General features: G+C 73.9%; 22 protein-coding genes. 9 read left to right on the top strand and 13 right to left on the bottom strand.

What is annotated here, in order from left to right; all coding sequences use genetic code 11:
• Position 1: 1 nt before the first annotated feature.
• On the top strand, positions 2 to 607 hold the full coding sequence (coaE, locus tag ABTZ03_RS21940; protein ID WP_350514722.1) for a dephospho-CoA kinase: 606 nt from the start codon (positions 2 to 4) through the stop codon (positions 605 to 607).
• A gap of 10 nt (positions 608 to 617) precedes the next feature.
• On the opposite strand, the gene ABTZ03_RS21935 is transcribed toward coaE, so the two are convergent.
• Positions 618 to 1,874 carry a sensor histidine kinase gene (locus tag ABTZ03_RS21935; RefSeq protein WP_350514721.1) on the bottom strand — a complete coding sequence of 419 codons (1,257 nt, stop codon included), beginning with the start codon at positions 1,872 to 1,874 and terminating at the stop codon, positions 618 to 620.
• A 105-nt stretch (positions 1,875 to 1,979) separates the two neighbouring features.
• On the opposite strand from ABTZ03_RS21935, the gene ABTZ03_RS21930 reads away from it, so the two are divergent.
• Positions 1,980 to 2,519: a GNAT family N-acetyltransferase gene (locus ABTZ03_RS21930; RefSeq protein ID WP_350514720.1), complete on the top strand. Its 540-nt coding sequence runs from the start codon at positions 1,980 to 1,982 to the stop codon at positions 2,517 to 2,519.
• Between the two features lie 22 nt (positions 2,520 to 2,541).
• On the opposite strand, the gene ABTZ03_RS21925 is transcribed toward ABTZ03_RS21930, so the two are convergent.
• Complete coding sequence (locus ABTZ03_RS21925; protein WP_350514719.1) at positions 2,542 to 3,312, bottom strand: CTP synthase C-terminal region-related (seleno)protein; 771 nt, start codon at positions 3,310 to 3,312, stop codon at positions 2,542 to 2,544.
• A gap of 70 nt (positions 3,313 to 3,382) precedes the next feature.
• Here ABTZ03_RS21925 and ABTZ03_RS21920 point away from each other — a divergent pair, with 70 nt between their 5' ends.
• Positions 3,383 to 4,279 (top strand): LysR family transcriptional regulator, encoded by an 897-nt coding sequence (locus tag ABTZ03_RS21920; RefSeq protein ID WP_502894544.1) that lies wholly within the window; start codon positions 3,383 to 3,385, stop codon positions 4,277 to 4,279.
• 62 nt (positions 4,280 to 4,341) lie between these two features.
• On the opposite strand, the gene ABTZ03_RS21915 is transcribed toward ABTZ03_RS21920, so the two are convergent.
• Positions 4,342 to 5,220, bottom strand: coding sequence for an alpha/beta fold hydrolase (locus ABTZ03_RS21915; protein WP_350514718.1), 879 nt, complete (start codon positions 5,218 to 5,220; stop codon positions 4,342 to 4,344).
• Positions 5,221 to 5,441: 221 nt separating this feature from the next.
• Between ABTZ03_RS21915 and ABTZ03_RS21910 the strand changes: the two genes are divergently transcribed.
• Positions 5,442 to 6,494, top strand: a complete 1,053-nt coding sequence (locus ABTZ03_RS21910; protein ID WP_350514717.1) for a DUF5937 family protein — start codon at positions 5,442 to 5,444, stop codon at positions 6,492 to 6,494.
• Between the two features lie 134 nt (positions 6,495 to 6,628).
• Positions 6,629 to 7,186, top strand: coding sequence for a hypothetical protein (locus ABTZ03_RS21905; protein ID WP_350514716.1), 558 nt, complete (start codon positions 6,629 to 6,631; stop codon positions 7,184 to 7,186).
• 668 nt (positions 7,187 to 7,854) lie between these two features.
• Here ABTZ03_RS21905 and ABTZ03_RS21900 read toward each other — a convergent pair.
• Together ABTZ03_RS21900 and ABTZ03_RS21895 are read right to left on the bottom strand one after the other, a co-directional pair.
• A complete protein-coding gene (locus ABTZ03_RS21900; RefSeq protein WP_350514715.1) occupies positions 7,855 to 9,117 on the bottom strand; it encodes an alpha/beta hydrolase in 1,263 nt (420 codons plus the stop codon).
• 128 nt (positions 9,118 to 9,245) lie between these two features.
• Complete coding sequence (locus tag ABTZ03_RS21895; RefSeq protein WP_350514714.1) at positions 9,246 to 9,977, bottom strand: GbsR/MarR family transcriptional regulator; 732 nt, start codon at positions 9,975 to 9,977, stop codon at positions 9,246 to 9,248.
• Between the two features lie 279 nt (positions 9,978 to 10,256).
• On the opposite strand from ABTZ03_RS21895, the gene ABTZ03_RS21890 reads away from it, so the two are divergent.
• Positions 10,257 to 11,498, top strand: coding sequence for a serine hydrolase domain-containing protein (locus ABTZ03_RS21890; protein ID WP_350514713.1), 1,242 nt, complete (start codon positions 10,257 to 10,259; stop codon positions 11,496 to 11,498).
• Between the two features lie 7 nt (positions 11,499 to 11,505).
• Here the strand turns inward: ABTZ03_RS21890 and ABTZ03_RS21885 are convergent, their stop codons facing one another.
• A complete protein-coding gene (locus ABTZ03_RS21885; RefSeq protein ID WP_350514712.1) occupies positions 11,506 to 12,417 on the bottom strand; it encodes an aminoglycoside phosphotransferase family protein in 912 nt (303 codons plus the stop codon).
• Positions 12,418 to 12,463: 46 nt separating this feature from the next.
• The gene (locus ABTZ03_RS21880; protein ID WP_350514711.1) at positions 12,464 to 13,255 is read right to left on the bottom strand and encodes a helix-turn-helix domain-containing protein; all 792 of its coding nucleotides are present in this window, start codon (positions 13,253 to 13,255) and stop codon (positions 12,464 to 12,466) included.
• Between the two features lie 66 nt (positions 13,256 to 13,321).
• Between ABTZ03_RS21880 and ABTZ03_RS21875 the strand changes: the two genes are divergently transcribed.
• Entirely contained in the window at positions 13,322 to 13,669 is a 348-nt protein-coding gene (locus ABTZ03_RS21875; protein ID WP_350514710.1) for an SDR family oxidoreductase, read from the top strand.
• 68 nt (positions 13,670 to 13,737) lie between these two features.
• Here ABTZ03_RS21875 and ABTZ03_RS21870 read toward each other — a convergent pair whose 3' ends face one another.
• Complete coding sequence (locus ABTZ03_RS21870) at positions 13,738 to 14,382, bottom strand: dihydrofolate reductase family protein (RefSeq protein ID WP_350514709.1); 645 nt, start codon at positions 14,380 to 14,382, stop codon at positions 13,738 to 13,740.
• A 210-nt stretch (positions 14,383 to 14,592) separates the two neighbouring features.
• Here ABTZ03_RS21870 and ABTZ03_RS21865 point away from each other — a divergent pair, with 210 nt between their 5' ends.
• Together ABTZ03_RS21865 and ABTZ03_RS21860 are read left to right on the top strand one after the other, a co-directional pair.
• Positions 14,593 to 14,961 (top strand): YciI family protein, encoded by a 369-nt coding sequence (locus tag ABTZ03_RS21865; RefSeq protein WP_350514708.1) that lies wholly within the window; start codon positions 14,593 to 14,595, stop codon positions 14,959 to 14,961.
• Positions 14,958 to 16,214 carry an RNA polymerase sigma factor gene (locus ABTZ03_RS21860; RefSeq protein WP_350514707.1) on the top strand — a complete coding sequence of 419 codons (1,257 nt, stop codon included), beginning with the start codon at positions 14,958 to 14,960 and terminating at the stop codon, positions 16,212 to 16,214. Before ABTZ03_RS21865 ends, ABTZ03_RS21860 begins: the two co-directional genes overlap by 4 nt.
• 165 nt (positions 16,215 to 16,379) lie before the next feature.
• On the opposite strand, the gene cutA is transcribed toward ABTZ03_RS21860, so the two are convergent.
• The 5 genes from cutA to tgmB all read right to left on the bottom strand — a co-directional run bounded on the left by cutA (position 16,380) and on the right by tgmB (position 20,360).
• The gene (gene cutA / locus ABTZ03_RS21855) at positions 16,380 to 16,706 is read right to left on the bottom strand and encodes a divalent-cation tolerance protein CutA (protein ID WP_350514706.1); all 327 of its coding nucleotides are present in this window, start codon (positions 16,704 to 16,706) and stop codon (positions 16,380 to 16,382) included.
• 9 nt (positions 16,707 to 16,715) lie between these two features.
• Positions 16,716 to 17,180, bottom strand: a complete 465-nt coding sequence (locus ABTZ03_RS21850; RefSeq protein WP_350514705.1) for a methyltransferase domain-containing protein — start codon at positions 17,178 to 17,180, stop codon at positions 16,716 to 16,718.
• Between the two features lie 123 nt (positions 17,181 to 17,303).
• On the bottom strand, positions 17,304 to 17,981 hold the full coding sequence (locus ABTZ03_RS21845; RefSeq protein WP_350514704.1) for a RibD family protein: 678 nt from the start codon (positions 17,979 to 17,981) through the stop codon (positions 17,304 to 17,306).
• Positions 17,982 to 18,229: 248 nt separating this feature from the next.
• Positions 18,230 to 19,423, bottom strand: coding sequence for a methyltransferase domain-containing protein (locus tag ABTZ03_RS21840; protein ID WP_350514703.1), 1,194 nt, complete (start codon positions 19,421 to 19,423; stop codon positions 18,230 to 18,232).
• Positions 19,416 to 20,360 (bottom strand): ATP-grasp ribosomal peptide maturase, encoded by a 945-nt coding sequence (gene tgmB / locus ABTZ03_RS21835; protein WP_350514702.1) that lies wholly within the window; start codon positions 20,358 to 20,360, stop codon positions 19,416 to 19,418. The genes ABTZ03_RS21840 and tgmB overlap by 8 nt, the downstream gene beginning before the upstream one ends.
• Positions 20,361 to 20,364 lie beyond the last annotated feature (4 nt).

Here is a 20,364-nt window from a genome sequence, read left to right as displayed (position 1 = left end):
CATGCTGAAGATCGGACTGACGGGCGGGATCGGCGCGGGCAAGAGCGAGGTGTCCCGGCTGTTCGCCGCGCGCGGCGCGGTGATCGTGGACTCCGACCTGATCGCCCGCGAGGTGGTCGCCCCCGGGACGGACGGCCTGGCGGCCGTGGTCGCCGAGTTCGGCCCGCAGGTGCTGCGGGAGGACGGCGCGCTGGACCGTCCGGCCCTCGGGGCGATCGTGTTCGCCGACCCGGAGAAGCTCCGGGCGCTGAACGCGATCGTCCACCCGCTGGTGCGGGCCCGCTCCGCCGAACTGGAGGCGGCCGCCGCCCCCGACGCCGTCGTGGTGCACGACGTGCCGCTGCTCGCCGAGAACGGGCTGGCCCCGCTGTTCGACCTGGTCGTGGTGGTCGACGCGGACGACGCGGTGCGGGTGGACCGGCTGGTGCGGCTGCGCGGGATGGCCGAGGAGGAGGCCCGGGCCCGGATGGCCGCGCAGGCCGCGCGGGCGGACCGGCTGGCGATCGCCGACCTGGTGATCGACAACGGCGGGGCGCTGGAGGCGCTGGCGGCGCGGGTCGACGAGGTGTGGGCGGAGCTGGTGAAGCGGGCGGCGGCCGGTTCCTAGGGCTGTTCGCTCAGGCGGGGGTGAGCGGCAGTCGGGCCCGGACGGCGAAGCCGCCTTCGGGCGTCGGCCCGGCGTGCAGGGTGCCGCCGAGGTCGTCGGCGCGGGTGCGCATGCCGACCAGGCCGTGTCCCCCGGAGGGCAGTTCCGGCTCCGGGGCGGTGGTTCCGCCCGGTCCGGTTGCTTCGGCCGTGCCGTGCGTTCCGGTGGTTCCGTGCGTTCCGGCGGTCTCGGTGGGGGAGTTGACCACGGCCAGGCGCAGCCCGTCCGGTTCGACCGCGACGGTGACGGCGACCTCGGCGGCCGGGGCGTGCTTGTGCGCGTTGGTCAGCGCCTCCTGGACGATCCGGTAGGCCGCGTACTGCACCTTCGGGCCGGGCGCGGGCAGCCCGTCGTCCGGGCCGGTGACGGTCAGGCCCACCGCCAGTCCGGCCTGCCGGGACTCCTCGACCAGGGTCGGCAGGCCGCGCAGCGAGGGCGCCTGGTCGGAGGCCGGGGTCAACACCCCGAGGAGGCCGCGCAGTTCGGTGAGCGCCTGGAGGCCCAGGGCGCGGATCAGGCCGAGGGTCTCCCCGACGGCGGCCGGGTCCCCGGCCTGGGCGACCTGCCCGGCGCCCGCGTGCAGGGTGATCAGCGAGACCCGGTTGGACACCACGTCGTGCATCTCCCGGGCGAGCCGGGCGCGTTCGGCGGCCGCGGCCCGCTCCTCGGCGTGCAGCCGGGCCTCCACCAGCAGCCGGTTGCGCTCGGCCAGCAGTCGGGCGCGTTCGGCGAGTACCCGGACCGTGCGGCCGCGTTGGTGGGCGGTCAGCCCCAGGGCGAGCGGGACGGCGCCGAACACCAGGGGGTCCTCGACCAGGTTGGCCAGCGCCGAGGGGTTGCTGATGTCGCCGAGGTCGAAGGGGACGAACAGCCGGAGCTCGGCCAGTACCGCCAGGACGTACAGCAGCGGGCCGGCGCCGCGCCGGATGGCCAGCCCGTACAGCGCGAAGGCGAGCGGGAGTTGGCCGCTCAGCAGGGTGGCCGCGGCGGTCGCCGCCGGGAAGCGGCTGCGGAAGGCGAGCGCGCAGGCGCCGAACGCCATCAGGGCGGCGTTCGTCCTGGACGAGGCGGTGGGGCCGAAGTCCGGGTCGTGCGCGGCCAGCGGGACGAGCAGCAGCAGGACCACGGCGGTCGGCGCCAGGACCCGGACCGGGCGGGGCAGGCGCAGCAGGGGGCCGGGCAGCGGTGCGGTGAGGTCGTCGGCCGGCTGGTCGGTGGGCTGGCGCATGAGGGGAATGTTTCCACACGTCCGAGGAACGGGCTGATCATGTGACCGATCCGGTGGCCGGGAGGGGACTTGGAGGCCGTTCGGCTGGGCATGGAGCATGGAGTGATGAATGATCGTTTTTCTGTTGAGCCACTGCCCGTCGAGCGCCTGGAGACGTACTCCCGTGCCGAACAGGAGGAGATCCTCGGCGCCGGCGAGGACCCGTACGGCGTCGCCTACACCGGGCTGAGCTTCCGTTCCAAGGACGTGCACTTCGCCATCCGGGCCGCCGACGGCCGGCTCGTCGCCCACACCGGGCTGCTCCCGATCCCGCTCACGGTCGGCGGCACCGACCTGGAGGCGATCGGCGTCGGCGGGGTCTGCGTCGCCGCCGAGCGGCGCGGCGAGGGCCTGGCGCACGCCGTGGTGGAGACCGCCCTGGAGCACGGGCGCGCGCTCGGCTTCCGTTACGCGCTGCTGTTCTGCCGTCCGCCGCTGGCCGCGTTCTACCGGGGGCTCGGCTTCCGCGAGGTGGCCGAGGTGGTGACGGTCGAGCAGCCGGAGGGGCGGCTCGCCGTCATGCCGCTGCGCACCATGTGGCGGGCGCTGGCGGAGGGCGCCGGGTGGCCGGAGGGGCCGGTGCGGCTGCGGTCGTTGCCGATGTGACGCCTGCTCGCGGGGGTGCCGCTCAGGCGGGCGTCGGCTCGGCCTGGGCGGCCGCGGCCTGGGCGGTACGGGCGTCCTGGGTGGCCCGGGTGGCGTGGGCGACGGCGGCCGCGGCCAGGGCGCGGATCATCGGGTGGGCCCGGGTGCCGTCGCCGGACAGCTCGGGCTGGAACAGCGAGGCCAGGAAGAACGGGTGCCCCGGCAGCTCCAGGATCCGGACCTGGCCGGACTCGTCCGCGCCGCTGAAGCGCAGGCCGTGGGCGCGCAGCCGGTCCAGGTAGTCGGCGTTGAGGCCGTAGTTGCAGTGGTAGCGCTCCAGCGAGCGGGACGCGCCGAGGGCGCGTTCGGCCAGGGTGTCCGGGGTGGTCACGACGGCGCCCTCGTGGCCGACCAGGGAGCAGGCGAGCGGCACGATCACCTGCTGCTCGCGCTCCGGGTCCTGCTCGCCGTGGACGGTGTCGGCCAGGCCGCAGACGTCGCGGGCGAACTCCAGCACCGCGTGCTGGAACCCGGCGCAGGTGCCGAGGAAGGGGATGCGCTCCTCGCGGGCGGTCCGGATCGCGGCCAGGGCGCCCGCCTCGCTGCGGTACGGGCTGCCGGGCAGCAGCCAGACCGCGTCGAAGCCGTCGAGGGCGCCGGGCGCCTCGGCGTCCTCGGTGGGGATCCAGTAGGCGTCCAGCACCAGCTGGTCGCGCTCGGCGAGGGCGTCGAGCAGGCCGGGGATGCGGGCGTGCGAGCGGACGGCGGGGGAGCGGTCGCCGACCAGGGCGATCCGGGGGGTCAGGTAGGTCATGCGGCTATCCTGGCCCCGCACCCGAGATCAGCGCCAACGATGATTTCTTACGTCTCGATCAGATCGGTTGATGACCGCCGTGGATCCGCAGCAGCTGCGCACCTTCGTCACCGTCAGCCGGCTCGCCTCGTTCTCCGAGGCGGCCCGGGAACTCGGCTACACCCAGTCCGCGGTCTCCCAGCAGATCGCCGCCCTGGAGGCGGACCTCGGCACCGCCCTGCTGGTCCGCCGCCCGGTCGGCCCGACCGTCGCCGGGCGGCGGCTGCTGGAGCACGCCGCCCCGCTGCTGGTCCGGCTGGAGGCGGCGCGCGCCGATGTCGCGCGCCTGGCCGGCGCCCCGAGCGCCCGGCTGGTGCTCGGCGCCACCCCGCTGGCGGTCGGGGCGTCCCTGGGGCGCGCGCTCGGCGAGGTGCGCCGGGCGTACCCGCAGGTGGAACCGGTGGTCCGGGTGCTCGCCCAGGACGTGCTGCCCGCCCAGGTCGCCACCGGCGAGGTCGACCTCGCCCTGATCGACGGCCTGGCCGCGCCCAGCGACCCGCTGCCACTGCCCGAGGTCGGTCCGCTGGCCACCCTCGCGGTCGACGAGCAGCCGGTCGCGGTCGCCCTGCCGGTCGGGCACCCGCTGGCCGGCCGCCCCGGCCTCGCCCTCGCCGACCTGTCCGCCGCCCGCTGGCTGGACGCCCCCGACCTCACCCCCACCGCCGCCCGCCTGCGCGCCGCCACCGGCACCGACGGCTTCCGGCCCGCCACCCGCTACCGGGGCACCGACCTGCACGGCCTGCTCGCCCTGGTCGCCACCGGCCACGGGCTCACCCTGCTGCCCGAACCGGTGGCGGTGGCGGCGACGGGCATCGCCCACGCGGCGATCGCCGCACCCCGGCTGGTGCACCGCACCGAGCTGGTGCACGGCAGCCTGCCGGAGGGGCCGGCGGCGCTGCTGGCGCGGCTGTTGGCGGAGGGGGCGTAGGGCGGACGGGGGGCGGGGGCTCAGGGCGACGGGGACGGGGACGGGGCTCAGGGCGGGAGCGGTCAGGGGGTGCGCCGGGCCGGCGGGGGCGCGGTCGAGGCGAGGAAGCCGGCGACCATGCCGCTCAGGGCCGCCGGGTCGTCCAGCCACGGGTAGTGGCCCGCGCCGGGCTGGACGGTGAGGATGACGTCCGGGAACAGGGCGGCCGCCGCGGTGGCCGAGGCGGCGGTGGGCCAGAGGTCGAGCTGGCCGGCCAGCAGGAGCACCGGGCAGGCGAGCGCGCCGAGTTGCCGGCGGAGGGCCTCGGTGTCCGGTCGGTAGCCCGCGTAGTAGTGCTCGCCGACCGGGAGGGAGCGCTGCGCCGGGTCGGCGGCGGCGTGGGCGCGGGCGGCGTCGTCCCAGCGGCCGTACATCAGCGGCTCGAAGGCGAAGCGGTACCGAGCGGCCTCGGCGAAGCCGGTCGCGGACTGCATCCCCTCGTACGCCGCGACGGCCTCCGCGTACCAGGGCTCGGTGGCGCGGGCGGCGATCACCGTCCGGGCCCCGAGGTCGGAGGGCAGTCCGACGCCGGCGAAGGAGGGCGTGATCAGGGTCAGGCTGGTCAGGCGGTCGGGGTGGGCGGCGGCGTAGAGCATGGCCAGGCTGCCGCCGGCGGAGTGGCCGAGCAGGTCGATCCGGTCCAGGCCGAGGTGCTCGCGCAGCGCCTCGACGTCGGGGACCAGCCGGTCGACCCGGCAGCTGGTGAGGTCGGCGGGCAGCGCGGAGGCGCCGGTGCCCCGGGTGTCCGGGATGATCAGGGTGCGGTCGGCGCTCAGGCCGCCGAGGTCGCCGAGGTACTCGCCGGCGCGGCCGGGGCCGCCGGGCAGGCAGAGCAGGGCGGGGCCGCTGCCGAGGGTGCGGAAGGCCAGCTCAGTGCCGTCGTACGAGGTGAAGAACTCCATGGCGGACAGCTTGGGAGGCCGGGGCGCGGCCCGGCTATCGTTCAGCCACGGCTAAACGGTCGGGGCCCGGTGAGCAGGGGCCCGGTGGCCGGGGGCTCGATGGTCGGCGGGCCCGGTGGCCCGGCGGTCCGGCGGCCCGGTGGCCCGGTGGCCGGGGCGGAGCGGTCGGGGCGGAGCGGCCGGGAGCAGGGTGCTCCGGGCCGACTGATCGAGGGGGCGGCATGGCGGTGGCGATCCGGTTGTCGGCGGCGGAGGTGGCCCGGGTGCGGTTCGCCGTGTCGCCGCTGTCCGAGACGGTGCTCGGGCTGCGGGCGGCGCTCGGGTTCGCCGCGCACGAGGTGCACCGGCCGTGGGTGCGCGGGGCCCGGGCGCTGCTCGCCGACGAGCCCGAACTCCCGCTGCTGCTGGCACTGTTGAAGGGCTGCCTGCCCTCCTTCCTGTTCCCCGTGCCGGCCGTGCGGCTGCCCGCCTTCGAGGCCGAACTGGCCGGTCTGCGGGCCGCCGACCCGGCGTACGTGGAGGCCGAGTGCGCCGCCGCGCTGCGCGCCCGGGCCGGTGAACTGCCGCCCGCGGCCGAACTGTTGGAGCGGATCGCCGACGCGATGGAGCGCTGCCACGCCGCGCTGACGGCCCCGCACTGGGCGCGGATGCGGGCCGTGCTGGAAGCGGACCTCGGCCGCCGGGCGGCGGCCCTGGTGGACGGCGGGGTGGAGGGGCTGTTCGCCCGGCTGCACGAGGACGTGGTCTGGCGGGAGGGCGAGGTGCTGGTGCACGGCCGCCGCCGCACCGGCGCGGTGCGCACGGTCGGGACGGGCGGGCACGGCCTGGTGCTGATGCCCTCCGTCTTCGGTCGGCCGGACGTGATCGTCGACTACGCCCCGAGTGCCGCCGCCTCGATCCGCTACCCGGCGGACGGGGTCGGGACGCTCTGGGGGCGGGCCGGGGCCGGGTCCCGCTCCCGGCCGTCCTCCGCCGGCCTGGCCGCCGTGCTCGGCCGTACCCGTGCCGAACTGCTCGTCGCGCTCGGCGAACCGCTCGGCACCCCCGAACTCGCCGCCCGGCTGGGCGTCACACCCGGGGCCGTCTCCCAGCACCTCGGCGCACTGCGCGGCGCGGGCCTGGTGACGACCCGTCGGACCGGCCGCAGCGCCCTGCACCTGCGGACCCGGGCGGGCGCGGTGCTCACCGGGGAGGCGGATCCGGGGGACCCCGGCGCCGGGGTGGGGGAGTGGGGCCCGGGGGTCGAGGCCGGAGGCGTGGCGCCGGGAGTGTGAAGGCGTTCCCGCAGATGTGGAAGCCCGGTCACCACGCGTTCACATCCCGGGGCTGACGGCGGTCGCGCGGGCGGTGCTGTCATGGGCACAGTCGCCCGGCGGTCGGCCGGGCCGGTCCAGGGAGAGCGCCCACCATGATACTCTGTCAGCGTCTCACCGTCGTCGCCGCGGCGGCCGTCCTCGCCGCCGCCGGGCTCGCCACCGGCACCGCGCAGGCCGCCGCCCCGGCCCACCACAAGCCGGTCAAGACCGTTGCGGCGAGCGCCAGTTGTTCGCAGGCCTACCTGCCGCTGCCCGACCCGTCCTGCACCCCCGGCGCGTACAACCCGGCGGTCACCCAGGCCACCATCGGCCAGACCATCTGCGTCTCCGGCTGGACCGCCACCGTGCGCCCGCCGACCAGCTACACCAATGCGCTGAAGACCCAGCAGATCGCCCAGTACGGCTACGCGGACACCAACCCGGCGGACTACGAGGAGGACCACTTCGTCCCGCTGGAGCTCGGCGGCGCGCCGCGCGACCCGCACAACCTGTGGCCGGAGCCGCGCTACGGCAACGAGCCGGCGCAGAGCAAGGACTCGGTCGAGACCAGACTGAAGAACGCGGTGTGCGGCCACAAGGTGACCCTGGATGCCGCCCGCAGCGCGATCGCCGGCGACTGGACCACGGCGCTCAGCCGACTGGGGCTGTGAGCGGCTGACGGCGCGCCGCTCGGGAGGCGGGTGCCGTCCGGGAGGAATGCGCCGCCCGGTCCGTCCGGTCCCCTGTGCCGGACGGGCCGGGCGGCCGTCTGTGTGGGTGTTGCGGGGTGGTGAGGGGCGGGGGTGGTGCGGGTGCTGCCGCGGAGGCCTGCGAGGGTCCGGTGCCGCCCGGTCGACCCCTGGCTGCGGGCACTCGGCACGGCTGTCCCCTCCCCCGTCGGTCCCGCCGTCAGGCCCCCTGCCTCCGCGGCTCACCGCGGCTCCGAGGAACGGTCGGAGCGGGTGCCGCGTCGACGGCGGCACGAAACCTATGACACGGCGGCGCCGGGAGCAAAGCGGGTTTTCCGCCGGGGGCCGGGGGAGCGGTGCAGTTGCAGCGGGCTGGTGGTGAACCTGTGTGCGACCGCGGCGGAACCGATGGGCGGCGGGCGGGGGTCCGGGGGGTGTCGGGCGGGGGGCCGGTGCGGCGGAACTCCGTACCGGGCGTGCGGTTTCGGCGGTGGATCGTGCTCGTCCGGGACGGGGTCGACGAAGGCCGCGGCGGGGCCGAGGCCAAGTGTTTCCCCTGGTCGCGGGCGGCTGCGGGGCCGCCACGGTCCGTGTCCGGGCGGTCGGCGCAGGGTGTGCGGCGCGGGGTGTGCGGGGCGGCCGCCGCCGCGCTACGCGTGGGTGCCCGGGACGCCGAGTTGGGCGGCGAGCCAGGGCAGGGCCTGGGTGAAGGTGGCCGCGCCGGTCTGCCAGGAGTGCTTGCCGGAGCCGACCGCGTCGGTGGTGCGGATGCCGTCCTTCTTGGCGGCCGCCTCCAGGGCCTTGGCGGACTCGATCTGGCCGTGCTCCTCGTCGCCCTGGCCGAAGTAGCCGGAGACGCCCTGGTACTTGCCGTGGTGGGCGCCGAGCACCGTCAGCGGGTCGTGGGCGGCCCAGGCCGCCGCGTCGCCGCCGTACAGCTCCTGGATGGTGTGGTCCTTGTCGCCGATGTACGGGCCCTTGTCGCCGGAGAAGTCGCCGAAGTGGGTGAACCGGTTGGGGTGTTCGACGACCAGGTCGACGGCGCAGGTGCCGCCCATCGACCAGCCGGCCACGCCCCACTTGTGCGGATCGGTGGCCGCGTTGAAGGTCTTCTCGATGTACGGCGGGACGTCCTTGAGCAGGTGGCTCTCCGAGTTCCCGTGCGGGCCGTCCACGCACTCGGTGTCCACCCGGAAGCCGCCGGTGGCGTCCACGAAGACCAGGATCGGGGCGAAGCCGTTGTGCTGGGCCGCGAAGGCGTCCGCGGTCTTCGCCGCGTTGCCGGAGCGGATCCAGTTGTCGGGCGCCGCGAACTCGCCGCCGATCATCTCCAGCACCGGCAGCTTGGGCCGGGACTGGCTGCGGAACCAGGCGGGCGGCAGGTAGACCAGCTCCTGGCGGTGGGTGAAGCCGCTCGCGGTGTCCGGGATGTCGACCTGGACGATGCGCCCGGTCTTGGTCTTGCCGTGGATCTTGGCGAGGTCCCCCACGGTGATCTGGTCCGGCAGCGGCTGGCCGCTGAGCTCGCCGATCGCGTCGTCGACCGTCGGGTAGTAGCCGGTGGCCATGTTCACGCTGTTCGCGGCGCAGAACAGCGCCAGCAGCGCGGCCGGCAGCACCAGCACCCGTCGCCACCACCGGGCGCTGCGCCAGCCGAAGCCGAGCACCGCGAACGCCCCGATCGCCACCCCGCTCCACAGCCACACCCCGAACGGGATCGGATCGGTGATCCCGGACAGCGAGAGCACGGAGACGGCGAGGACCGCGGTGACCGCCAGCGCGGTGCCGAGCGCGATCGGACCCCACTTGCGCTGCCAGGTCCGGTCCCGCCAGCCCACCGCGGTCAGGAACAGGGCGAGGGCGGCGGCCTGGACCGTCCAGGGGAACCAGCCGTCGAGCAGGGAGACGTTCATGCGCGGAGGCTAGGCCTGGTGGATGAGAAGGGGCTGAGAGGCTGACCGTCGGCTGGGAGCGGGCTGATCGTCGGCTGGGAGCCGGTCGACGGCGACGGTCGGGCTGGTCCCGGGTCGTCGCCGGGCGGTCAGGACGGGACCGGGCCGCGCTCCTCGTACCACTGCCGGACGGACCGCACGATGTCCTGGCCGATCCGCTCCAGCAGCGCCGACGCGTCGTCCATCCGGGTGCCGGCGGGGGTGGCGGGTCCGAGCAACTCGGCGCCGTGGCGGGTGATTCCGGCGAGCATCGCGTTGCGTTCGGCGCTGGCCAGCAGTGCGCGGTACCAGATGTCGCCGTCGATGACGTACCGCTCCCGGCGCTGCCGGTCGTCGCGCTCCCGGCGGACCAGCGCCTGCCCCTCCAGGTAGCCGATCGCCTTGGAGACGGCGGCCGGGCTGACCTGCAGCCGCCGCACCAGGTCGCCGGAGGTCAGGCTGCCCTCGTCCGTGACGTAGAGGCAGCCGAGCACCCTGGCCACCATCCGGGGCATGCCGACGTGCACCAGCAACTCGGCCAGCTGGCCGGCGAATTCGTCGACGGCGGCCGGGTCCCGGTCGACGGCGACGGTGACGGCGGCGGGGGCCCGGGTGATCGGGCGCGGGGCGGGAGCGGTCCGGCTGCGGCGGGAGCGCTGGGCGGTCGCGCGCTGGGCGCGCTCGGCCTGGTAGCCGGACGGGCCGCCGTTGCGGGCGATCTCGCGGGTGACGGTCGAGGTCGGGCGGCCGAGGCCGCGGGCGATCTCGCCGTAGCCGAGCCCCTCGGCCAGGCCGGTGGCGATCCGCCGGCGGTCCTGCTGGGTCAGTCGGCCTCCGGGCATCCGGCCTCGTCCTCTCGTCCTCGCGGGTTCCGCGCGTGGGTTCCTCGCGGGGGTTCCTCGCGGGGTTCCTCGTGATGGTCAGGAGAGTATCCGGCCGACGCCCGCATCGTTGCAATGGGAGTATGGAGGTGTTGCGTTCACAGGCAGTCCCATTGCAAGGAAATACGTCAACTGAGCTGCGATGATGTGGAAGAGGCTCGGGAGTTGACGTTGACGGTGTTGTGAATTCGCGGGAACGTTCTCTCCGTCAACGGGAAACACCGCCGAGGGGAACACACCATGAGGACCACCACCCGCGCCGCCGTCACCGCCCTGCTCACCGGGGCCGTGCTCGCCGCCACCGTCACCACCGCCGCGCCGGTGTTCGCCGACCAGGTCGCCGGACAGGCTGCCGGCCAGGCGCAGGCCGGACGGACCGGGCAGGCCGGGGAGCGGGACCGTCACCCGGGCGTGCAGGCCGTGCTCGGCCAGGGCGTGACGACCGGTGGACTCCCCGGCGCCGTCGCCGAGGTACGGGACGGGCGCCACCGCTGGTTCGGCCGGGCGGGCGTCGCCGACCTCACCACCGGGCGGCCCCGCCAGGAGCAGGACCGGTTCCGGATCGGCAGCACCACCAAGACCTTCGTCTCCACCGTCGTGCTCCAGCTCGCCGCCGAGGGCAAGCTGAACCTGGACGACAGCGTGGAGCACTGGCTGCCCGGCGTCCTCGACGCCCCCGGCTACCAGCCCGACAAGATCACCGTCCGGCAGCTGCTCAACCACACCAGCGGGGTCCCCAACTTCGCCACGGACGAGGAGATCGGGAAGAAGTTCTGGCACGAGCCCTTCCTCCAGCACCGCTTCGACGACTTCACCCCCGAGCAGCTCGTCGGCATCGCCCGCGCCCACCAGCCCGACTTCGCCCCCGGCACCGGCTGGACGTACTCCGACACCAACTACGTCCTCGCCGGGATGATCGTCGAACGGGCCTCCGGCGGCACCCTGGCCCAGCAGATCCGGCAGCGCATCATCGCCCCGCTCGGCCTCACCGGCACTTACGAGCCCGCCTCCGACGACGTCACCATCCACGGGCCGCACGGGCGGGAGTACTCCCACCTCGGGTACGCCGAGCCGACCACCCCGGACTACGACGTGACCGAGCTGAGCCCGTCCTGGGGCTGGGCGTCCGGCGACATGATCTCCACCACCCGTGACCTCAACACCTTCTTCGCCGCCCTGCTGGGCGGACGGCTGCTGCCGCCCGCCCAGCAGCAGGAGATGTTCACGATGGTCCAGACGCCGAAGGACGCGTGGATCAAGGACACCACCTACGGGCTGGGCGTCAGCTCCGTCAAGCTGAACTGCACCACTGTCTGGGGCATGGGCGGCGCCATCAACGGCTCGTGGACCTACACCTACGGCAGCCGGGACGGCCGCCACCTGCTCTCCACCAATGTCAACGGGGACTGGCTGAACGGCGGTGGCGGACCGATCGACCTGTTCACCGCCGAGCTGAACGCCGAGTTCTGCCCGGGCGCCTGACTCAACGTCAGATGGTGGTGGCGGTGGCGATGAGGCGGCGCAGGGCGGCGTGGCCGGGCGGGCCCCAGGAGGGCTTGCCGCCGGGGCGGCCGCGCAAGCCGGCCTCGCCGATGTGGATGCCGCCGAGGGCGCGGAACAGGGCCCAGCCGCGGGCGCGGCGCAGGGTCGCCGGGTCCGCGGCGGGCCGGTAGGCGCGGTGGAAGCGGTCGACGGCGCCGTCCGGGAGCAGGTTCCAGGGGGCGGCGAGGTCGCAGGCCGGGTCACCCGCGCACAGGTCGCCGAAGTCGATCACGCCGCAGAGCATGCCGTCCTCGGTGAGGACGTTGGCCGGGTGGAGGTCGCCGTGGATCCACAGCGCCGGGCCCGTCCAGGCGGGGGCGGTGACGGCGTCCTCCCAGACCGCGAGGGCGGCGTCCGGGTCGGGGATCAGCCCCAGGTCGGCGGCCTCGGTGATCCCCCGGACGACCCCGTCGGCGACCCCCGCCAGTGGCCCGCCCCGCTCCCCGGTGGGCGCGGCGGCGGGAGCGGGGCGGTGCAGGGCGCTCAGGAAGGCGGCGAGCGCGTCGGCGGCAGCCTCGGCCCGGGTGATCGGCGCGCGGTCGGCGGGCGCGCCCGGGAGCCAGGTGGTGACCAGCCACGGGTGGGGGAAGCGCCCGGAGGGCTCACCCAGCCGCTGGGGCGCCGGGACCGGCAGCGGGAGCGGCGCCGGGAGGGCGGGCAGCCAGGCGTGCTCCTTGCGCAGCCGGTCACCCGCGGTCTCCGTCGCCCAGGGCAGCCGGACGGCGAGGTCGTCGCCGAGCCGCCAGATCTGGTTGTCCCAGCCGCGGGCGCCGAGGCGCAGCGGGAGGTCGGCCAGGTCGGGGTGCTGGTCGCGCAGCAGCTGGCGGACGAGGTCGGCGGTGAGCTCGTTGTGGGGCATGGGGGAAGGGTAGTTGGGGGAGCGGCCGGGCGGGTTCAGGTGGCGGTCAGTTGGCGGTCGTGGCCTCGGTCGTGGCCTCGGTCGTGGCCTCGGGCGCGGTCCAGCTGGCCAGGACCCGGAGGGACTGGGCGGTCTCCGAGCCCGGTTCGACGTTGTAGACGCACAGGGTCTGCTCGTCGTCACCGGGGACCTGGAAGGACTCGTACGAGAAGTGCAGCTCCCCGACCAGCGGGTGGTGGTAGTGCTTGGCGCCGTGGGTGCGGCGCAGCACCCGGTGGTCGTTCCACCAGACGGTGAACTCGGGGCACTGGATGGTGAGTTCGCCGACCAGGTCGGCCAGTTGCCGGTCGTGGGGGTAGCGGCCCGCTTCGAGTCGCAGGATGGCCACCGTCTCGGAGGCGAGCCGCGCCCAATCGCCCACGGTGTCCCGGGCCTTGGGGTCCAGGAGGTAGTAGCGGGCCACGTTGCGGCGGTTGGCGGGCAGGGCGTCGAAGTCGGTGAGGATCTCCCGGGCCAGCCGGTTGGAGGCCAGTACGTCGGTGCGGCGGCCCATCACGAGGGCCGGCACATGGGTGAGTGTCTCCAGCATCAAGTGCAGCCCGGGGCACACCCGTTGGGCCCGGGACGGGGCGCGGCGGGCGGGCTGGGCGCCGCCGTGCAGCAGGTCGTCGAGGTGCTCGCGCTCGGTGGCGTCCAGGCGGAGGGCGCGGGCGATCGCCTCCAGCACCTCGGAGGAGGGGTTGAGGGCCCGTCCCTGCTCCAGCCGGGTGTAGTACTCGGAACTGACGCCCGCGAGTCGGGCCACCTCGTCCCGGCGCAGGCCGGGGACGCGACGCACCCGGCCGTCGGAGGGCAGTCCGGCGTCCTCGGGGGTGATGCGGGCGCGGCGGGAGCGGAGGAAGCCTTGGCCGACCTGATCAACACCTCGTCGATCGCGGCGCAGAACCTCTTCCCCACTTTCGCGGTCTACGCCGGCACCAAGGCCTACGTCAGCCACCTCTCCCGGACCCTGCGGACGGAGCTCGGCCCGAAGAAGGTCCGGGTCTCCGCCCTGGAGCCCGGCATCGTCGGCACCGAACTGCAGAGCCACGTCACCGACCAGGGCGCACGGGAGTGGCTGGAGGGCTCCAGGGACACCATGGAGTGGCTCACCCCGGCGGACGTCGCCGAGGCGGTCGGCTTCATCGCCACCCTGCCGCCCCGGGTCAACCTCCAGCAGGTCACCATCATGCCGACCGGCCAGGCCAGTTGAGCGGTGCACGGTAGCCACGACGGGCGGCCCCACGCGATGCGCGGGGCCGCCCGTGGCTCTCCACGACCTCACCTCCGCCAGAACAGGTGGTGCGTCACCCCGCTCGGGCTGGGCACGACGTCCCGGTGGAACCGGTCGAGCAGCTCGTCGGAGGACTCCCAGAGCCGTAGCCCGGATCCGAGCTCCACCGGCGAGACCGCCACGTGCAGGGTGTCGACGAGGTCGGCGTCGAGGAACTCCCGGATGGTGGTGACCCCGCCGCCGAGCCGGACGTCCTTGCCTCCGGCCGCCTCCCGGGCCCGTTCGAGGACCGTGGCCGGATCACCGGCGACGAAGTGGAACGTGGTGTCGGAGAGCGTGAACGAGGGACGCTCGTGGTGGGTCATGACGAACACCGGGGTGCGGAACGGGGGCTCGTCACCCCACCAGCCGCACCACTCATGGTCCTCCCAGGGCCCGCGCTGGGGCCCGAACTTGTTGCGGCCCATGATTTCGGCGCCGATGTTGCGGGCGTAGTCCCGGGTGAAGTGGTCGTCGAGCCCCCGGCTGCCCCCGGGCTCGGTGCGCATGGGCCAACTCGCCGTGGCGCCGGCCCAGGCGAACAGCCGCTCGGGCTCGACATGACCGAACGGCCTCGCGAGGGTCTGGTCCTCACCGGCACCGATTCCGTCACTCGAGACGTTGAAGTTCTGGACTCTCAGCAGCTGAGCCATGTGTTCCTCCTGTGATGGCGACAACGGGCGACAACGGTGGTGCGACGTGGATCGTCACCAGGAGGTCGGAGCCGGTCGACGGATCTTGACCCGTACCGGCAGAATCATCCGATCTGCTGAACCCGCCGCCGGCACGTCAAGAGCGGTCGGCCCGCGACGACCACCCGATGACGGGGCCCGACCGGGCGCCGCGACGGTGAGGAGTTGGACATGAAGTTCCTGCTGATCATGCACATCGACCCGGCCATCATGGCGGAACTGACCGAGGCCGAGCGCCAGGAGATCATGGCAGGCCACGGCGAGTTCATGACGACGCTCCGCGAGTCCGGCGAGCTGATCAGCACCGAGGCGCTGGCCGACCCGTCCCGGAGCTCGGTGGTCCGCGTCCGCGACGGCGTGCCGGTCGTCACCGATGGCCCCTACCTGGAGGCCAAGGAGTTCCTGGGCGGCTACTACCTGGTCGACGTCGAGAGCAGGGACCGCGCGCTGGAGCTGGCCGCGATGATCCCGGACGCCCGGTTCAACGGCCTGGGCATCGAGGTCCGCCAGGTGATCTTCTCCGGAGGCCCGACGGAGTGAGCGCCGACCGCGCCATCGTCGAGGGCCTGCTGCGCGCGCTCGCGCCGCAGGTCCTCGGCGCGCTGGTACGCCGGTACGGGCAGTTCGAGCTGAGCGAGGACGCCGTGCAGGAGGCGCTGCTCGCCGCGGCGACGCAGTGGCCGGCCGAGGGCGTCCCGGACAACCCGCGCGGCTGGCTGACCACGGTCGCCGGCCGCCGCCTGGTCGACCGGATCCGCAGCGAACAGGCCCGGCGCCGACGCGAGGACGAGGCGGCCGCCCGGGAACCGGAACCGACGTCGCCCGGCCCCGGCGAGTCCACCCCGGCCGACCGCGACGACACCCTCACCCTGCTGTTCCTGTGCTGCCACCCGGCGCTGAGCCCGGCCTCGCAGATCGCGCTGACGCTCCGCGCCGTCGGCGGGCTGACCACCGCGGAGATCGCCCGCGCCTACTTCGTGCCGGAACCGACCATGGCGGCCCGGATCAGCCGGGCCAAGCAGCGGATCAAGGCCGGCGGCAGCGAGTTCACCCTGCCGATCGGGCACGACCGGGCGGAGCGACTGCGGGCCGTGCTGCACGTGCTGTACGTGATCTTCAACGAGGGCTACACCGCCGGCCCCGGAGACCAGCGGCGGCGCGACGACCTCGCCGCCGAGGCGATCCGACTGACCCGCCTGCTGCACCGGCTGCTGCCGGACGACGGCGCGGTGGCCGGCCTGCTGGCCCTGATGCTGCTCACCGACGCCCGCCGGGCCGCCCGCACCGGCCCGCACGGCGAACTGATCCCGCTCGACGAACAGGACCGCTCGCGCTGGGACCGCGGCCGCATCGCCGAGGGCGTCGCACTGGTCACCGACGCGATGACCCGCTCCACACTCGGCCCCTACCAGCTGCAGGCCGCCATCGCCGCGCTGCACGACGAGGCGCCCAGCACCGGCGAGACCGACTGGCGTCAGATCAACACGCTGTACAAGATCCTGGAACGGCTCGCGCCCAACCCGATGGCCAGCCTGAACCGGGCGGTGGCCGTCGCCGTGATCGACGGACCGCGGGCCGGCCTGGCCCTGCTGGACGAGCTCGCCGCGGACGACCGGATCACCGACCACCACCGGCTGCACGCCGTCCGCGCACACCTGTTGGAGCGGGCCGGCGACCACTCGGCGGCCCGCGAGACCTACCACCGCGCCGCCCGCGGCACCACCAGCCTGACCGAGCGCCACTACCTGGAAACCCGCGCCGCCCGCCTGACGCCCCGCCCCGCCACCGACTGACTTCACCGTGCCGCCCCGCCGCCCCGGGTCAACCTCCAGCAGGCTCGCACAGGAAGTCGGCGGGTCCGACTTCCTGTGCGCTTGTCCATTCCTGCGGACCAACTCCCAGGAACGGCAGCGGCCCGCGAACTCCGAGAGGAGAACCGGACCGCTTCACGCAGCTGCTCAGCCGGTGCGCGTCTCCGCACCCACCCACTCCAGGTAGGCCGCGGAGCCCGTGACCACCGGTACGCCGATGACCTCCGGGGTGTCGTAGCTGTGCTCTGCACCGATGAAATCGGCGAGCCGGCCGGCGAGGTCCGCGCGAGTCTTGAGGTCGATCCTCCACTCCGCGGAGTCCTGCACCTCACCCTCCCACCAGTACACCGACCGCACGGGATACACCTGCGCACAGGCCGCCAACCGCTCCCGCACCACCGCGGCGGCCAACTCCCGGGCCTTCGCCTCGCTTTCGTGGGTGGTGGTCACCACGATGAAGTCACGGTTCGTCATGCCGCAAACCTACCGAGCATCAGCCTCGGGCCGCCGGGTCTCCCGGGAGAGCATGAACGAGACGTCGGAGTCGATGAACCGGCCTCGGGCCTCGCCGTCGCGGACGTGCAGCTTCACGTAGCCGTAGGCGTCGAGGCCGCCGACCAGTGACACCAGGATGACCGCACCGGGGCGGGCCTGGGCCAGCCAGGGGGCCGGGACACGGCCGGGCGAGTACGTCGCGATGATCCGGTCGTACGGTCCGCCGTCCGGGCTGCCCTCGGCGCCGTCGCCGACGATCAGGCGGGGGCGGTGGCCGGGGGCGGCGAGCCGTTCGCCGGCGGCGGAGGAGAGGTCGGCGTCGTGCTCGACGCTGGTGACGTAACGGGCGCCGAGGCGGGCACACAGCAGCGCCGTGGAGTAGCCGGTGCCGGTGCCGACTTCGAGTACGTCCGCGCGGTCCGGGACGTCGAGGTCGTCGAGCATCCGCACCACGACGCCGGGCAGCGTCGAGGAACTGGTGGGCGTCCCGACGCGGGGTTCGCCGTTCGACGCGGAGCTCGCGCCGTGGTCGAGCTGGGTGACAGCTCATCGATGCTCGGAACGCTCTGCGAGACCTCACGCCTCCTTCGGCGCATAGCGCAGCAGCACCACGTCGCCCACCGTTTCAGCGCCCAGCAGCTTCATTCGGCGGGCGCTGCCACCGGGGAACTTGGCCGGGTGGACGAAGCGCGGTGCACCGGCCTCGCCGACCAGTAGCGGCGCCACGGCCAGGTGGATCTCGTCGGCCAGGCCCTGGGAGAGGAACTGGGTGTGAATCTGCCCGCCGCCTTCGACCATCAGCCGACTCACGCCCCGGGCCGCCAGATCTTCGAGCATGGCGCCGAAGTCGACCGTGTCCCCGGTGCTGACGATGTCGGCCAGGTAGTCCAGGCGGTCGCGCAGCTTCAGGGCACCGGCGTCGGTCGTGTAGACGACCTTCTTGTCACCGAAGTGCCAGAACTTGAGGTCGCGGTCCAGGTCGCCACTGGCCGTGACGGTGACCTTCAACGGGTACTCCGGCTTGCCGGCGGCCACCCGGTCAGCCCGGCGCTTGTCATTGTTGACCAGCAGGCGCGGGTTGTCACTGCGCAGGGTGTTGCCGCCGATGAGGATGGCGTCCGACTCGGCCCGCACCTGGTCCACCCGGTCGAAGTCGGCCGCGTTCGACAGCAGCAGCCGCTGAGGCGAGGCGTCGTCGATGTGGCCGTCGATCGAGCTGGCAACGCTCAGCAGGACGAAGGGGCGCTCGGCCATCGTGGTTCCGTTCTTCGCGGGTGCGGTTCGTGGTCCTGGGGAGATCACACTTCATGGAGCATGACGCTGTCGAGAGCCCGGCGAAGCTGTCCCCCAGCGCTGCAACTTACTGTCGAGAGAGGAAAGTTCACCAAAGATCCGACTCGCTCTCGTGGGTGGTGGTCACCACGATGCAGTCACGGTTCGTCATGCCGTAAACCTACCCAGCATCACCCTCGGGCCGCCCCGGCCGTGGCTCCTCGGTCGTCTCAGTCGTCGAGAACGCCGACGGGGTTGCCGGGGCCGTCCAGCCAGACCGTGTTCGTCTCCGTGGTCACCGTTAGCCCGTAACGGTCCAGCCCGGGGCGTCCGTCGGACAGCCAGGCCGTGGCGGCGGCCTCCAACCGGGCCCAGAGGCTGCGCGGGCCGCCCTGATAGCCGCGGATGGTGCCGTCGTTCCCGCTCTCCAGTACCGCCCACGACCCGTCGGGGTGGAGGAACCACCGGCCTTCGGCCCGGTCCGTGGCCAGGCGCAGCCGGGTCGTGCCGGGCATGGCGAGTTGGGCGGTCCACAGGAAGGCGGGGTCGTCCAGGAGGTCGGGACGGAGGGCCGTGTCGAGGCCGCCGGAGTCGTCGCGGGCCCGGACGGCGGCGCGCATGAGGGGCCCGATCTCGGGCCGCCGGATCTCCCGGGAGAGCATGAACGAGACCTCGGAGTCGATGAACCGGCCTCGGGCCTCGCCGTCGCGGACGTGCAGCTTCACGTAGCCGTAGGCGTCGAGGCCGCCGACCAGCGACACCAGGATGACCGCACCGGGGCGGGCCTGGGCCAGCCAGGGGGCCGGGACACGGCCGGGCGAGTACGTCGCGATGATCCGGTCGTACGGTCCGCCGTCCGGGCTGCCCTCGGCGCCGTCGCCGACGATCAGTCGGGGCCGGTGGCCGAGGGCGGCGAGCCGTTCGCCGGCGGCGGAGGACAGGGTGGCGTCGTGCTCGATGCTGGTGACGTAACGGGCGCCGAGGCGGGCGCACAGCAGGGCCGTGGAGTAGCCGGTGCCGGTTCCGACTTCGAGTACGTTCGCGCGGTCCGGGACGTCGAGGTCTTCGAGCATCCGCACCACGATGCCGGGCAGCGTCGAGGAACTGGTGGGCGTCCCGACACGGGGTTCGCTGTCCGGTGGGGCGGCGCCGTGGTCGAGCTGGGTGACCCACGTCGTGTTCTCGTAGGCGAGCCGGAGCCACGTCTGCAGGTCGGTGTCATGACGGACGGAGGTGTACCGGGTGATGCCGTCCGGGGCGTCCACGGTGGTGTAGAAGGCGGGGAGGAAGACGTGACGGGGCACGGCCGAGACGGCGTCCCGCCACGGCGGGGTGCGCAACGACCCGTCGCGCTCAAGGGCCTTCACGAGTACGGCGCGCAGGTCGCGTGCCGCTTCCTCGGTGTCGGTCGGGGTGTCATTCATCCGTGCTGCCCTTCTCCAGAAGATCCGCGAGGGCGCGCGAAACGGGCACGCCGGTCCGGTGTTCGATCCACGACCACTGGCCGTTGGGGTTCACTTCGAGGAAGCGCCAGTCCCCGGCCGGCGTCACGACGAAGTCGAAGGCGCCGAAGACGAGTCCGAACGCGCGCATGAACGCGGATACGCGTTCCCGCACCGGGTCGGGGACGGCCGTCGGCCGGTAGGTGAGGTTCTTGTAGTCGGTGCGCCAGTCGACGCGGGCGGCCGCCGAGCCGGCGTGGATCTCGACGGGGAAGAAGCGGTCGCCGACCACGGTCAGGCGGACCTCGTGGGCCTTGTCGATCCACTCCTGGAAGAGGTGGGCGCAGAGGCGAACGGAGTCGTCCAGCTGCGTCGGGTCGATGACGACCGTGTCCACCGGCGCGCCGAGGCTCTTGGTGATGACCGGGGCTCCGAGGTCGGCCGCGAAACTCCGGGCCGCCCCGGGGTCGTTGGTGATGATGCTGCGGGGTGGATCCAGCCCCAGCCGACGGGCAACGGCGAGCTGCCACGGTTTGTGGTTGGCGTCCGCATCCCGAGCGGGGTGGTTGATCCACAGGCACGGGAGGGCGGCGGCGACGCCGACGAAGCCGGCCCGGGACTGGGCGGCGGCGAACCGCCGCCCAGCCTCGGACATGCCGTCAGGTAGCCGGAACTCCTCGGGCCTGCGGAAGTACACCGACCGGACCCGGGCCAGGTCGAGTGTGCGGTGCCCGTCGTCGAGCACCCCGGCCCACCTGTCCGCGAGCGTTGCGGTCAGGGTGAGTTCGGTGGGGAACTCGGCGGTGTCGCACCGGAACACCGGGACGCACCGGCTGTTCAGGTGCTCGACCACCAGATCCGCGGTGGAGTCGAGCCGGTTCGTGAGAACCAGCACCGCCTCGCCGAGAGGTTCCGTCACCTCG

It is taken from the genome of Kitasatospora sp. NPDC096077, from assembly GCF_040303245.1.
In the GTDB taxonomy this organism is placed as follows: Bacteria; Actinomycetota; Actinomycetes; order Streptomycetales; family Streptomycetaceae; genus Kitasatospora.
Note: the sequence above shows the minus strand (reverse complement) of the source record. Positions and strands in the feature narration are given on the sequence as shown.

Bases quoted from the DNA above. Each gene is read 5' to 3' on its own strand.
- coaE (WP_350514722.1), top strand. From the start codon at position 2: ATGCTGAAGATCGGACTGACGGGCGGGATCGGCGCGGGCAAGAGCGAG.
- ABTZ03_RS21935 (WP_350514721.1), bottom strand. From the start codon at position 1,874: ATGCGCCAGCCCACCGACCAGCCGGCCGACGACCTCACCGCACCGCTG.
- ABTZ03_RS21930 (WP_350514720.1), top strand. From the start codon at position 1,980: ATGAATGATCGTTTTTCTGTTGAGCCACTGCCCGTCGAGCGCCTGGAG.
- ABTZ03_RS21925 (WP_350514719.1), bottom strand. From the start codon at position 3,312: ATGACCTACCTGACCCCCCGGATCGCCCTGGTCGGCGACCGCTCCCCC.
- ABTZ03_RS21920 (WP_502894544.1), top strand. From the start codon at position 3,383: ATGACCGCCGTGGATCCGCAGCAGCTGCGCACCTTCGTCACCGTCAGC.
- ABTZ03_RS21915 (WP_350514718.1), bottom strand. From the start codon at position 5,220: ATGGAGTTCTTCACCTCGTACGACGGCACTGAGCTGGCCTTCCGCACC.
- ABTZ03_RS21910 (WP_350514717.1), top strand. From the start codon at position 5,442: ATGGCGGTGGCGATCCGGTTGTCGGCGGCGGAGGTGGCCCGGGTGCGG.
- ABTZ03_RS21905 (WP_350514716.1), top strand. From the start codon at position 6,629: ATGATACTCTGTCAGCGTCTCACCGTCGTCGCCGCGGCGGCCGTCCTC.
- ABTZ03_RS21900 (WP_350514715.1), bottom strand. From the start codon at position 9,117: ATGAACGTCTCCCTGCTCGACGGCTGGTTCCCCTGGACGGTCCAGGCC.
- ABTZ03_RS21895 (WP_350514714.1), bottom strand. From the start codon at position 9,977: ATGCCCGGAGGCCGACTGACCCAGCAGGACCGCCGGCGGATCGCCACC.
- ABTZ03_RS21890 (WP_350514713.1), top strand. From the start codon at position 10,257: ATGAGGACCACCACCCGCGCCGCCGTCACCGCCCTGCTCACCGGGGCC.
- ABTZ03_RS21885 (WP_350514712.1), bottom strand. From the start codon at position 12,417: ATGCCCCACAACGAGCTCACCGCCGACCTCGTCCGCCAGCTGCTGCGC.
- ABTZ03_RS21870 (WP_350514709.1), bottom strand. From the start codon at position 14,382: ATGGCTCAGCTGCTGAGAGTCCAGAACTTCAACGTCTCGAGTGACGGA.
- ABTZ03_RS21865 (WP_350514708.1), top strand. From the start codon at position 14,593: ATGAAGTTCCTGCTGATCATGCACATCGACCCGGCCATCATGGCGGAA.
- cutA (WP_350514706.1), bottom strand. From the start codon at position 16,706: ATGACGAACCGTGACTTCATCGTGGTGACCACCACCCACGAAAGCGAG.
- ABTZ03_RS21845 (WP_350514704.1), bottom strand. From the start codon at position 17,981: ATGGCCGAGCGCCCCTTCGTCCTGCTGAGCGTTGCCAGCTCGATCGAC.
- ABTZ03_RS21840 (WP_350514703.1), bottom strand. From the start codon at position 19,423: ATGAATGACACCCCGACCGACACCGAGGAAGCGGCACGCGACCTGCGC.